This is a genomic window from Burkholderia catarinensis (assembly GCF_001883705.2).
Classification (GTDB): Bacteria; Pseudomonadota; Gammaproteobacteria; order Burkholderiales; family Burkholderiaceae; genus Burkholderia; species Burkholderia catarinensis.
Window position 1 is genome coordinate 169,975 of record NZ_MDEQ02000007.1, and the last position, 12,270, is coordinate 182,244.

The window sequence follows — 12,270 nt, forward strand, 5'->3', positions numbered from 1 at the left end:
GCGATGAATCGCTTCACTTCCCCCGGATGGCGGCTCGCCGCCATCGTGCTCGTCGGGCTGAACCTGCGGCCGGCGCTCGCCGCGGTCGGCCCGCTGCTCGACTTGATCCAGCGCGCGACCGGCATCGGCGACGGCGCGGCGAGCCTGCTGACGACGATCCCGATCCTGCTGATGGGGCTCGGCGCGCTGAGTGCGCGGCGCCTGCAGCGCGTCACCGGTATCGCGGGCGGCGTCTGGCTCGGCGTCGTGCTGATCGGGCTGGCCTGCGTGTCGCGCGTCGGCGCGCAGCACGCGTGGCTGCTGCTCGCGAGCGCCTGCTGCGCGGGCGTCGGGATCGCGATGGTGCAGGCGCTGTTGCCCGGCTTCGTGAAGGCGCATTTCGCGACGCGCATCGGCGGCGCGATGGGCGTCTATTCGACGTCGATCATGGGCGGCGCGGTGCTCGCGAGCGTCTTCGCGCCGTTCGCCGCGGCCCGCTGGGGCTGGCTCGCCGCGCTCGCGGGTTGGGCGCTGCCGGCCGCGGTGGCCGCGCTGGCCTGGCCGCTGGCCAGCCGCGGCGGCGACGCGCTTGCCGCCGGGCCGGCATCGGCGTCGAACGCGCAGCCGTCGCGCTCGCCGCGCGCCTGGCGGCTCGCGCTGTTCTTCGGCATCGCGACGGGCGCGTACACGCTCGTGCTCGCGTGGCTGCCGCCGTATTACATGCGGCTCGGCTGGTCGCCGACGGCGGCCGGCAGCCTGCTCGGCGGGGTGACGCTCGCGGAAGTTGTCGCGGGGCTGACGATCTCGGCGACGATCGACCGCCTGCCCGATCGCCGGCCCGCGCTGCATGCGGCGATCGCGTCGCTGTTCGCCGGGTTGCTGGTGATGCTGGCCGCGCCCGAAGCGCTCGCGTTGCCGGCCGCGCTGCTGCTGGGGGCGGGGATCGGCGCGCTGTTTCCGCTGTCGCTGATCGTCACGGTCGACCATGCGGCGACGCCGGCCGATGCCGCGTCGCTGACGGGGTTCGTGCAGGGCGTCGGCTACCTGATCGCCGGGTTGTTTCCGTTCGCGGCCGGCGTCGTGCGCCAGCATCTCGCGGACCTGACGCCCGCGTGGGTGGCGATGGCCTGCCTGTGTGTCGCGCTGTTCGCGCTGGCGGCGGGGTTTGCGCCGAAGCGGGTGCTGAGCGCCGCGCGTGCGTAGCGTCGGCTGCCGCTCAGTTGACCGGCTCGCAAAACGGGATCTTGTCGCGCAGCGCGTTGCCTGCGGCGACAGGGTCTCGTCCTGCCGGCAACGTGACGGAAACCGACGTATGCCCGGTCTTGCTTTGCGGTTCCTGGCCCGGCCAATGACTCTCCTTCCAGGTGGCGATCCAGTCGAGATTGCCGGTGCTCGCGCCGGGCACGAAGCGCAGCCGCAGGGAACCGTCGAAGTCTTCGCTGCAATGCGGCGAGTGCTGATAGTCGTGCTCGGTGAAGCAGGCGCGAATCTGCTTGTTGCAGCTGAACGGAAGCTTCGATACGCGTGGCGGGCGGGCATGCCCGCCGTTCGGCCAGAGTTCGACGAAGTCGGCGTTTTCCCAGCTTCCGCCACCGCCTGAATAACTTTCGGACCAACCGGCCAGCACCGCGACCGCGAACCGCTCGCCGCCGAGCGGATACAGCGCCGGGTAGATCCCGAGCGGCGGAGGCTCGCCGTCGCCGTCGACCCGGCCGACGGGCTGGTAGTCGGAGAAGTCCCACTGCTGCACGACCTTCCAGCCGGACGCAGGCGCGAAACTCATTTTGAGCAGTTGCGGCCCCGGCAGGATCACGTAGTAGTTGCCCGACGTGTCGTTCCTGGCCCGATACAGCGACGGCGCCTTGTCCGCGTCGCCGGGCTGACCGGGGGCGCCGCACGATGCCGACGCCAACTCGCAAACCTTGCGCTGCCAGTCGCGATCGGGCACGGCGGTTTTCGCAACCTCGGCAAAAGGCACGGCGCGGGCTTCGTTGGCTTCACCGGCGGCGTTGACCGTGGATGCCGCCAGCAGAGCGGCCGTCAATCCCGCCAGGCCGCACATGCCTGATCGAATACGGATACCCATTCAACGTCGTCCTTGTAAGGTGGTTGGCGCGCCGCGATCCCGCGAAATGGCCCAGTCTGCCCGAAAGTGCCCGCCCCGCCCAGACACTGCATCCTCGGCGAATCGGCGTCGCCGATCGACTTCGTCGGCGGCGCGATCACGATCGGCGCGGCGCTCTACACGTACCTGCCCGAACGTCGTACCGAACGCGGGCCGGCCCGCGCGTGATCAACCGGCGCTCGCGTACAGCGTCGAATCCGCGAACCCTTCGGCGTCCAGCACGCGCCCGATCAGGATCAGCGCGGTGCGCTCGATCCGCGTGCCCTGCACCTTGCCGACGATGTCGGCGAGCGTGCCGGTCACGCGCGCCTCGTCGGGCCAACTCGCGCGATAGATCACCGCGACTGGGCAATCGGCGCCGTAATGCGGCAGCACTTCGTCGACGATGCGGGCGAGATGGCGCACGCCGAGATGGATCGCGAGCGTCGCGCGGTGCGCGGCAAGCGAGCCGAGCGCTTCGCCTTCCGGCATCGTCGTCTTGCCCGCGAAGCGCGTGAGGATCACCGTCTGCGCGACGCCGGGCAGCGTCAGCTCGACGCCGAGCGTTGCCGCGCATGCGGCCGTGGCCGTGACACCCGGCACGATTTCGTACGGAATCCCGAGCGCCTTCAGCCGGCGGATCTGCTCGCCGATCGCGCCGTACAGCGACGGGTCGCCCGAATGCACGCGCGCGACGTCCTGCCCTTTCGCGTGGGCGGCCGCGAGCAGCGCGACGATTTCGTCGAGGTCGAGCTCGGCCGTATTGACGACCTGCTCCGCGCAATGACCGTCGAGCACGGCCGCCGGCACCAGCGAGCCCGCATACAGGATCACCGGGCACGTGCGCACGAGGCGCTGGCCCTTCACCGTGATCAGCTCCGGGTCGCCGGGGCCCGCGCCGATGAAATACACCGTCATCGAAAATTCTCCGTCAATTCGTTGGATGATCGGCCGCGCGGCGTCAGGCGCGCGCGGCCGGATCGAGCGCGTCGATGAGCGCCGCGGCCGAGTCGAACGCGCGGTCGGCGTCGGGCAGCGGCGGCCGGCGCAGCATCACGACCGGCAGCCTGCGTTCGCGCGCGACGTCGAGCTTGGCCTCGGTGGCCGCGCCGCCGCTGTTCTTGCTGACGACGACGTCGATGCCCATCAGCGCGAACAGCGCGCGCTCGCCGTCGAGCGTGAACGGCCCGCGCGCGGCGACGATCTGCGCATGCGCGTTGCCGGGATGTGCGTCGAGGCAGCGCACGAGCCAGAACTGGTGCTCGGGAATCGCGTCGAGATGCGCGAGCGGTTCGCGGCCGAGCGTGAACAGCGGCCGCCTGAACGGCGCGAGCGCGGCCTCGATGCCGGCCCAGTCGTCGACCATCCGCCAGTCGTCGCCGGGTTGCGGCACCCACGGCGCGCGGCGCAGCGCCCACAGCGGCACGCCCGCTTCGCGCGTCGCGGCAGCCGCGTTCGCGCTGATTTGCGCGGCATACGGATGCGTTGCATCGATCACGAGACCGATACCGGCGCTGCGCAGATACGCGGCCAGTCCGGCGGCGCCGCCGAAGCCGCCGACGCGCACGTCGCAGCGCAGGTCGTCGGGCACCTTGCCGAGGCCGGCCAGGCTATAGACGTGACGGGGCCCAAGCGCGCGCGCGATTTTCAGCGCGTCGCCGGTGCCGCCGAGCAGCAGGATGCGCACGCTCATCGCGCTTCCCCGACGAAGCGGCCCTGCCGGTCGATCGCGAACATCTCGACGGCGACCGATGGCGGCACGATGTCGCGCGCGACGCGCAGCGCCTGCGCGCAGACGAGATCGCCGAGCGGCACGCCGTCGGCATGCGCGAGCTTCAGCGCCTCCTGGCTCGTGTTGGCGGCGCGCATCGCGGCCTGCAGCGCATCGCTCGCGCCGGCCTCGGCCGCCCACTGCGCAAGCAGCGGCAGGTCGATGCTGGAATGGCGGCTGTGCAGGTCGAGGTGGCCGGCCGCGAGCTTGCTCAGCTTGCCGAAACCGCCGCACATCGACAAGCGCGCGACCGGCGCGCGCCGCAGGTGCTTGAGCACCGCGCCCGCGAAATCGCCCATCTCGATCAGCGCCATGTCGGGCAGGCCGTAGTGCGCGCGCATCGCGTCCTCGCTCGCGTTGCCCGTGCACGCGGCGATATGCGCGATGCCGTTCGCGCGCGCGACATCGATACCCTGGTGGATCGACGCGATATAGGCCGAACACGAGAATGGCCGCACGATGCCGGTCGTGCCGAGGATCGACAGCCCGCCGACGATGCCCAGGCGCGGGTTCATCGTCTTCAGCGCGAGCGCCTCGCCGCCGTCGACGCCGATCGTCACGTCGAAGCCGCCCGCGTAGCCGTGCTCGGCAGCCAGCGCTTCCAGGTGCGTCGTCATCATCCGGCGCGGCACCGGGTTGATCGCCGGTTCGCCGACCGGCAGCGTCAGCCCCGCGCGCGTGACCGTGCCGACGCCCGGCCCCGCATGAAAACGCACGCCGGGCGCCGCCGCGAGCGCGACGCGCGCGAAGATCAGCGCGCCGTGTGTAACGTCCGGATCGTCGCCGGCATCCTTGATCGTGCCGGCTTCGGCGCCGTCGGCCGTGGTCCGGCAGAACTCGAGCCGCATCATCACGCGCTGCCCCTTCGGCAGCACGATCTCGACCGCGTCGTCCGCATGGCCCGCGAGCAGCAGCTGCGCGGCCGCGAGCGATGTCGCGGTCGCGCAGCTGCCGGTCGTATAGCCGAAGCGTAGCGGCGCGGGCTGTTCGGGGGTTTCGTCGCGCATCACGCGTCCGCTGTGTCCGTTGCGTTCGTCGTGCCCGACGGTCCGGTCGGGTCGGCCGCGTCGGGCTTGCGCACGTCGTACAGCGTGACCGGCAACGGCTGCCGCCACGTGTCGAAGCGGCCGAGCGGTTCGGCATGCGCGAGCGACACGCGCGTGAGCGTGCCCCCGTGCGCATCGCGCCATTCGGCGAGCGCCATCTCGCCCTGCAGCGTGACCGCGTTCGCGACCAGCCGGCCGCCGGGCTTCAGCGACGCCCAGCACGCGTCGAGCACGCCGGGCGCCGTCGCACCGCCGCCGATGAAGATCGCGTCGGGCGCGGCGAGCCCCGCGAGCGCATCGGGCGCGCGGCCCGCGACGAGTTGCAGGCCCGGCACGCCGAGCGCGTCGCGATTGTGCTCGATGAAGCGTTGCCGTTCCGCATGCGCTTCGATCGCGATCGCCTGGCACGACGGATGCGCGCGCATCCATTCGATGCCGACCGAGCCGCTGCCGGCGCCGACGTCCCACAGCAGTTCGCCGGGCGCGGGCGCGAGTCGCCCGAGCGTCATCGCGCGCAGGTCGCGCTTGGTGAGCTGGCCGTCGTGGCGGTACGCATCGTCGGGCAGGCCGGGCGTGAGCGCGCGGCGCGGCGCGTCGGGGCCGGCCTGGCAGTCGAGCGCGACGAGATTGAGTGCGGCTGCTTCGTCGACGTTCCAGTCCTGCGCGAGGCCGTCGACACGCCGCTCGAGCGGGCCGCCCAGGTGTTCGAAGACACTGATGCGCGTCGGCCCGAAGCCGCGTGCGACGAGTTCGGCCGCGACGGCGGCCGGCGTGCGGCCGTCGGCGCTCAGCACGAACAGGCGCCGGCCCGGCAGCAGGTGCCGTGCGAGTGTCGCGAGCGGACGGCCGACGAGCGATACCGCGCCGATATCCTGCAGCGCCCAGCCGAGGCGCGCGGCCGCCAGCGACAGTGACGACGGCGCGGGCAGCACGCGCCATTCGTCGGACGACAGCTGACGCGCGAGCGTCGCGCCGACGCCGAACAGCATCGGATCGCCGCTTGCGAGCACGCACACGGGCGACGGGCGCCGCGCGAGCACGCCCGCGAGATCGAACGGCGACGGCCATGCTTCGCGCGCGGCCGGCAGCCGTGCGGGCAGCATGTCGAGATGCCGTTTCGCGCCGACGACGAGCGTCGCGTCGAGCAGCGCGCGCCGCGCGCTGCGGCCGAGCCCCGAGTAACCGTCGTCGCCGATGCCCACTACCGTCAGCCACGCCGTCATGCACCCTTCCCCATCGTTCGATTTCATCGTGTCGCCGCGCGGCCGTGAAAGCGCCGGTGCAAAAAACGGCATGGTACCGTGTTCCATCCCGCGTTTCATCTGCCGGCCCGCCCGAACAGGGACGTCGTCCGCTTCGCACGCTGCGAGCGGCCTGGCGGTCGCGAACCGCGGTCGAAATCGGGTATCCTACGGCCGTTCGTTCGCCGGTGCCCTTCGGGGCCGAAGAGGGAACACAGGGCGCACCGCGCGCCGCTGTGGCTGCCCCCGCAACTGTAGACAGCGAGCCGATCTCCCCCCTCATGCCACTGGTTCCACCGGGAAGGCCGGGAGCCGGCGCCGACCTGTCAGCCAGGAGACCTGCCGGCCAGAAAGTGCGTGCGTGCCAATGGGCGTCGGGCGGGGTGTACCGATGCGTTGGCCGCGGCGCGACACTGCCCCGGTACCCCGTGAGTTCCGCCCCCGATTCGATTCCTGCGTCGCCTGTCGTGCGCCCGTCGGCCTGCCCGGGGCTCGTGCGCGTGGTCGCGGCCGCCGACGGCGGGCTGTGCCGGATCAAGCTGCCCGGCGGCCGCCTCGACGCGCGCCAGGCGCGTGCGATCGCCGCCGCCGCGCGTGCATACGGCTCCGGCGCGATCGACGCGACCAATCGCGCGAATCTCCAGTTGCGCGGCATTCGCGACGGCGCGGCCGACACGCTGACGCGCGCGTTGCTCGACGCGGGCCTTGGCCCGCCCGTCGGCGCAACCGCAGACGCCACCGCCGATGCGGCCGCGCTAGCCGCGAGCGACGACGTCCGCAATGTGATGCTCAGCCCGCTCGCCGGCCACGACCCCGCTGCGCTCGTCGACAGCCGTGCGCTTGCCGCGCCGCTCTTCGACATGCTGGCGCGCGAGTCGCGCCGCGGCGAGCTGTCGCCGAAATTCTCGATCCAGCTCGACGGCGGCGAAGCGGTCGCGGCGCTCGATCATCCGCACGACATCTGGCTGGCCGCGTGGCGCCGCACCGACGGCGCGGTACGCATCGCGGCCGGGCTGGCCGGCTGCCCGCCGGTCGCACCCGGCGACCGGCCCGCTTCGGTCGACGTGTCGCCCGATCAGTGTGTCGCGCTGGTCCGCGCCCTGCTGCTCGCGTTCCTCGATCTCGCGCCGGCCGACATCACGCGGATGCGCGCCCTGCTCGCGACGTGCGGCGAACGCACGCTGCTCGAGCGTGCTCAGCATTATTTACCCTTCCCGCTCGCGGCCGATCCGGCGCTGGCCGGCTGGCGGCGCACGCGCGCCGACCCGGCGCTGCGTTTCGGTGCGCACCCGTCGCTCGACGCGGCGCGCTGCAGCATCGGCGCGCAATTCGCGCTCGGGCGGCTCGACGCGATGCAACTGGAACGGCTCGCCGCGCTGGCCGAAGCCGACGGCGACGGCACGCTGTCGATGACGCCGTGGCAAGGCGTGTTTCTCCACAGCGTGTTGCACGAACGCGCATCGGCGACGCTCGAGGCACTCGCATCGCTCGGCCTCGTCTGCGCGTCGTCCGACCCGCTTGCGACGCTCGTCGCGTGCACCGGCAGCGCGGGCTGCGCGAAAGCGCGCGCCGATACGAAACACGACGCGCTTGCCCTTGCCGCGCGCATCGGCCATCCGGTCGACGTGCATCTGACCGGTTGCGAGCGCCACTGCGCGCTGCCGCATCCCGCGACGCACACGCTCGTCGCGGTTGCTCCCGGGCACTACGACCTTTACCGGCGCAACGCGACCGCGGGCCTTGGCGCCCCGCTCGCGCGCCATCTGACGATTGACCAGGCCGCGGCCCGACTGACGGACGCGCGGCACAGCCAGGAAATCACCGATGCTTGACTACATTCGCGACGGGCAGGAAATCTACCGCCAGTCGTTCGCGACGATCCGCACCGAGGCCGACCTGTCGCAGGTTCCGCCCGATCTCGAGAAACTCGCGGTGCGCGTGATCCATGCGAGCGGGATGGTCGACGTCGTCTACGACCTGCGCTTCTCGGCCGGCGCCGGCACGGCGGGCCGCACGGCGCTCGCGGCCGGTGCGCCGATCCTGTGCGACGCGAAGATGGTCGCCGAAGGCATCACGCGCGCGCGGCTGCCGGCGGCCAACCGCGTGATCTGCACGCTCGGCGAGCCGGAGGTGCCCGACCTCGCGCGGCACCTCGGCAACACGCGTTCGGCCGCCGCGCTCGAACTGTGGCGCCCGCATCTCGCGGGCAGCGTCGTCGTGATCGGCAATGCGCCGACCGCGCTGTTCCACCTGCTCGACATGATCGACGCCGGCGCGCCGCGCCCCGCGCTGATCCTCGGTTTCCCGGTCGGCTTCATCGGCGCGGCCGAATCGAAGGCGATGCTCGACGCCGACAGCCGTGGCGTGCCGTACGTCGCGCTGCTCGGCCGGCGCGGCGGCAGCGCGATGGCCGCTGCCGCGGTCAATGCGCTCGCGACGGAGGTCGAATGACGTCCGCGCGCGGACGCCTGTTCGGGGTCGGCGTCGGCCCCGGCGATCCCGAACTGATGACGATCAAGGCGCTGCGCGTGCTGCAGGCCGCGCCCGTGGTCGCGTACTTCGTCGCGAAGGGCAAGAAAGGCAATGCGTACGGCATCGTCGAAGCACACCTGCTCGATGGGCAGACGCAACTGCCGCTCGTCTACCCGGTGACGACCGAGGCGCTGCCGCCGCCGCTGTGCTACGAGACGGTGATCGCCGATTTCTACGATACGGCCGCTGAAATCGTCGCGGCGCACCTCGACGCGGGCCGCGACGTCGCGGTGATCTGCGAAGGCGACCCGTTCTTCTACGGCTCGTACATGTACCTGCACGACCGCCTCGCGCCGCGCTACGACACCGAGGTGATACCCGGCGTGTGCGCGATGCTCGGCGGCACGGCGGTGCTCGGCCAGCCGCTCGTCTATCGCAACCAGAGCCTGTCGGTGCTGTCGGGCGTGCTGCCCGAGCACGAACTGCGCGAGCGGCTCGCGCGGGCCGACGCGGCCGTCGTGATGAAGCTCGGCCGCAATTTCGACAAGGTACGGCGCGTGCTCGACGAACTGGGGCTCGCGAAGCGCGCGCTGTATGTCGAGCGCGCGACGATGGCGAGCCAGCGCATCGTGCCGCTCGACGAGGTCGATCCGATGGCGTCGCCGTATTTCTCGCTGCTCGTCGTGCCGGGGGAAAAATGGCAAGGATGACGACCCCGCCCGCGATCGTGATTCTGGGCGCCGGCGCGCTCGACACCGCGCGGCGCATCCAGGCGCGCTATCCGGGCGCCCGCGTGCACGGGCTCGCATCGCGCGTCGATGCCGACGTGCCGTTCGACGAACTCGGCACGCACCTTCGCGAACTCTATGCACGCGGTTTGCCGATCGTCGCGCTGTGCGCGGCCGGCATCGTGATCCGATGCCTCGCGCCCGCGCTCGCCGACAAGGGCGTCGAGCCGCCCGTGCTCGCGGTCGCGGAAGACGGCTCGGCCGTCGTGCCGCTGCTCGGCGGGCTGACGGGCGTCAACGTCATGGCGCGTGAAATCGCCGAATGCGTCGGCGTCGCGCCGTCGATCACGACCAGCGGCGAGCTGCGCTTCGGCGCATGCGTGCTCAATCCGCCCGAAGGCTATGCGCTCGCAGATCTCGCCCAGGGCAAGCGTTTCGTGTCCGATTTGCTCGCGGGCGCGGCGACGCGCGTCGACGGCGTGGCGCCGTGGCTCGACGACGTTGCGCTGCCGCGCGACGACGCGGCCGCGCATGCGATCCGCGTGACGCCCGACGCGTGGCGCGGCACGCGCGACGAACTCGTGATCCATCCGCGCAGCGTGGTGGTCGGCGTCGCTGCGCATGCCGTGCAGGTGGACGAAGCGCTCGCTGCGCGCATCGATGCCGCACTCGATGCGCAAGGTCTCGCACGGCTGGCGCTCGCGGCCATCGTGGCGCCCGCATCGGCGATCGGCGATGCCGCGCTGGAGCAAGCCGCGCAAACGCTCGGCGTGCCGCTGCGCTTCGTCGATGTCGATCCCCTCGCGCAAGCCGACGCGGCCGCGCTGCTCGGCCGTGCGCTGCGCGTCGCGCACACGCTGCGTGCAGCGACGAACGGCCTCGCGTGCGCGATCGCGTCGCATCCGGTCGACCCCGCCACGCTCGGCCGTGCACGCGGCCGCCTGACGGTGCTCGGCCTCGGCCCGGGCGCCGCCGCGTGGCTCACGCCGGCCGCGCGCGCCGCGCTCGCTGACGCGACCGACATCCTCGGCTACACGACCTACGTGAACATGGCCGGCCCGTTCCGCGACGACCAGCGCGTGCACGGCACCGACAATCGCGAGGAGATGCAGCGCGCGCGCCATGCGTTCGAACTCGCGGCCGAGGGCCGGCGCGTCGCGGTCGTGTCGTCGGGCGACCCGGGCGTGTTCGCGATGGCCGCGGCCGTGCTCGAAGCGCTCGACGAATTGCGCGACCCGCAGTGGGCCGCAGTCGACCTGCGCGTGGAGCCCGGCATCTCGGCGTCGCTCGCAACCGCCGCGCAGGCCGGCGCGCCGCTCGGCCACGACTTCTGCGCGATCTCGCTGTCGGACAACCTGAAGCCGTGGGACGTGATCGAGACGCGCCTGCGGCATGCGGCGCAGGCCGATCTCGTGATGGCGTTCTACAACCCGATCTCGCGTGCGCGGCCGTGGCAGCTCGATCGTGCGCTCGATGTCGTGCGTGCGCACCGCGCGGCCGATACGGTGGTCGTGCTGGGCCGCGACATCGGCCGGCCGGGCGCGGCGCTCGCGACGACGACGCTCGGCGCACTGCGCAGCGACCAGGTCGACATGCGCACGATGGTGATCGTCGGCTCGTCGACGACGCGGCGCTTCGCGATCGGCAACGCACGCGAGTGGGTCTATACGCCGCGCTGGTATCGCTGAACCCGGTTATCGCGTCAGCCCGATGCCGCGTGCGTCGGCATGCTCCATGCCGGTCGCGCTGCCGGTTCGCCAGAACCGGTACACGAGCACGCCGACGATCGCCTGCGCAACGACCACGAACGCGACGCAGCCGGCCCATCCCCACCGATGCCAGCCGGGCACCGGCAGGATCGAGCCGAGACTGCCGCCGAAGTAATAGCAGGACAGGTAGATGCCGATCGCCGTCGAGCGCGCGCTCGACGCCGCCTGCGAGATGAACGTGTTGGCCGACGCCTGTTCGACGAACACGGCGGTCGAACCGAGCGCGAGGCCGGCCAGAATCACCGGCACGCTGTCCGACAGCGTGAGCAGCGCCCCGCCGATCGCGAGCGTGGCCGCGGCGAGCGCCGGTGCGCGCGGGCCGCGATGCCGCGCGAGGCGCCCCGCCAGCGGCGTCACGACCACCGCCACCAGGAAGACCGCATAGATCGCGCCGATCCCGACCGTGCCGAAGCCGAACGGCGCGCGGGCAAGCCGCAGGCCGACGAACGTGAACGTCGCGACCTGCGACGCGAGCACGCATGCGCCGATCGCGAACGACGCGAGCAGCGGGCCGCGCGTGACGATGCGCCACGACGGCCCCGCGCCCGCTTCCGCATCGTTGCCGGAGCGCCGCGCGAGCGCGCCGGACGCCGGCAGGCTCGTGTAGATCGCGATGCCCGTCACGAGACACAGCGCCGCGACGACGTCGAGCGCATGCCGCCAGCCCCATATCGACGTCAGCAGGTTGGTCGCGAAGCGGCCGGCGAAACCGCCGAGCGTCGTGCCGGCGACGAATAGCGCGCTGATCTCGGCCGACGTGCCGCGATCGAAGCGTTCGGCGATAGATGCGATCGACAGTGCAAAGATGAACGGCATGACCAGGCCGGCCGCAAAGCGTGCGCCGAGAAACGACGCGAAGCCTGCCGCATGCGCGGACCACACGACCGGCAGCGCGACGGCCAACGCTGCCGACGAAATCGCGACGCGCCGCTCGATGCGCGCGGCCAGCATGCCGACGAACGGCGCGATAATGGCGACGGCCGTCGTGGTCGCGCTTACGCCTTGCCCCGCACGCTCCGCGCTGACGCCGAAGGCGGCCGCGAGTTCGTGCAGGATGCCCTGCGTCGAATAGAGATTGAGAAACGCGGCGAAGCCGCAGAGAAAGAACGCGATGCGTGTGGTCCTGTCGTTCATCGGGGCTGCCCTGTCGTCGATGCCGA

General features: G+C 72.0%; 12 protein-coding genes and 1 riboswitch. Of the genes, 6 read left to right on the forward strand and 6 right to left on the reverse strand.

Features of this window, described 5'->3' with window-relative positions; genetic code table 11:
* Nucleotides 1-3 precede the first annotated feature (3 nt).
* Nucleotides 4-1,182 carry an MFS transporter gene (locus BFF94_RS13625; protein ID WP_219139440.1) on the forward strand — a complete coding sequence of 393 codons (1,179 nt, stop codon included), beginning with the start codon at nucleotides 4-6 and terminating at the stop codon, nucleotides 1,180-1,182.
* 13 nt (nucleotides 1,183-1,195) lie between these two features.
* On the opposite strand, the gene BFF94_RS13630 is transcribed toward BFF94_RS13625, so the two are convergent.
* Entirely contained in the window at nucleotides 1,196-2,065 is an 870-nt protein-coding gene (locus tag BFF94_RS13630) for a hypothetical protein (protein WP_128848632.1), read from the reverse strand.
* Nucleotides 2,066-2,131: 66 nt separating this feature from the next.
* Between BFF94_RS13630 and BFF94_RS13635 the strand changes: the two genes are divergently transcribed.
* Nucleotides 2,132-2,272 carry a hypothetical protein gene (locus BFF94_RS13635; protein WP_158062099.1) on the forward strand — a complete coding sequence of 47 codons (141 nt, stop codon included), beginning with the start codon at nucleotides 2,132-2,134 and terminating at the stop codon, nucleotides 2,270-2,272.
* On the opposite strand, the gene cobM is transcribed toward BFF94_RS13635, so the two are convergent.
* Genes cobM through cbiE form a run of 4 tightly spaced genes read right to left on the reverse strand, consistent with a single transcriptional unit; the run spans nucleotide 2,273 to nucleotide 6,123 of the window.
* Complete coding sequence (cobM, locus tag BFF94_RS13640) at nucleotides 2,273-3,001, reverse strand: precorrin-4 C(11)-methyltransferase (protein WP_128848634.1); 729 nt, start codon at nucleotides 2,999-3,001, stop codon at nucleotides 2,273-2,275.
* 43 nt (nucleotides 3,002-3,044) lie between these two features.
* Nucleotides 3,045-3,776 carry a cobalt-precorrin-6A reductase gene (locus BFF94_RS13645; protein WP_219139441.1) on the reverse strand — a complete coding sequence of 244 codons (732 nt, stop codon included), beginning with the start codon at nucleotides 3,774-3,776 and terminating at the stop codon, nucleotides 3,045-3,047.
* Nucleotides 3,773-4,861 (reverse strand): cobalt-precorrin-5B (C(1))-methyltransferase, encoded by a 1,089-nt coding sequence (locus BFF94_RS13650; protein WP_128847553.1) that lies wholly within the window; start codon nucleotides 4,859-4,861, stop codon nucleotides 3,773-3,775. Before BFF94_RS13650 ends, BFF94_RS13645 begins: the two co-directional genes overlap by 4 nt.
* On the reverse strand, nucleotides 4,861-6,123 hold the full coding sequence (gene cbiE, locus BFF94_RS13655; RefSeq protein WP_219139482.1) for a precorrin-6y C5,15-methyltransferase (decarboxylating) subunit CbiE: 1,263 nt from the start codon (nucleotides 6,121-6,123) through the stop codon (nucleotides 4,861-4,863). Before cbiE ends, BFF94_RS13650 begins: the two co-directional genes overlap by 1 nt.
* 187 nt (nucleotides 6,124-6,310) lie before the next feature.
* Nucleotides 6,311-6,502, forward strand: a riboswitch (cobalamin riboswitch).
* Between the two features lie 106 nt (nucleotides 6,503-6,608).
* On the opposite strand from cbiE, the gene cobG reads away from it, so the two are divergent.
* From cobG to cobJ, 4 genes are read left to right on the forward strand one after another with little or no spacing between them, the layout of a single operon-like run.
* Nucleotides 6,609-7,973, forward strand: coding sequence for a precorrin-3B synthase (gene cobG, locus BFF94_RS13660; protein WP_281426131.1), 1,365 nt, complete (start codon nucleotides 6,609-6,611; stop codon nucleotides 7,971-7,973).
* The gene (locus BFF94_RS13665; protein WP_219139443.1) at nucleotides 7,966-8,592 is read left to right on the forward strand and encodes a precorrin-8X methylmutase; all 627 of its coding nucleotides are present in this window, start codon (nucleotides 7,966-7,968) and stop codon (nucleotides 8,590-8,592) included. The genes cobG and BFF94_RS13665 overlap by 8 nt, the downstream gene beginning before the upstream one ends.
* A complete protein-coding gene (locus tag BFF94_RS13670) occupies nucleotides 8,589-9,323 on the forward strand; it encodes a precorrin-2 C(20)-methyltransferase (RefSeq protein WP_128848211.1) in 735 nt (244 codons plus the stop codon). Before BFF94_RS13665 ends, BFF94_RS13670 begins: the two co-directional genes overlap by 4 nt.
* Entirely contained in the window at nucleotides 9,320-11,029 is a 1,710-nt protein-coding gene (gene cobJ / locus BFF94_RS13675; protein WP_219139444.1) for a precorrin-3B C(17)-methyltransferase, read from the forward strand. The genes BFF94_RS13670 and cobJ overlap by 4 nt, the downstream gene beginning before the upstream one ends.
* A 6-nt stretch (nucleotides 11,030-11,035) precedes the next feature.
* Here the strand turns inward: cobJ and BFF94_RS13680 are convergent, their stop codons facing one another.
* Nucleotides 11,036-12,244 carry an MFS transporter gene (locus tag BFF94_RS13680; RefSeq protein ID WP_219139445.1) on the reverse strand — a complete coding sequence of 403 codons (1,209 nt, stop codon included), beginning with the start codon at nucleotides 12,242-12,244 and terminating at the stop codon, nucleotides 11,036-11,038.
* Nucleotides 12,245-12,270 lie beyond the last annotated feature (26 nt).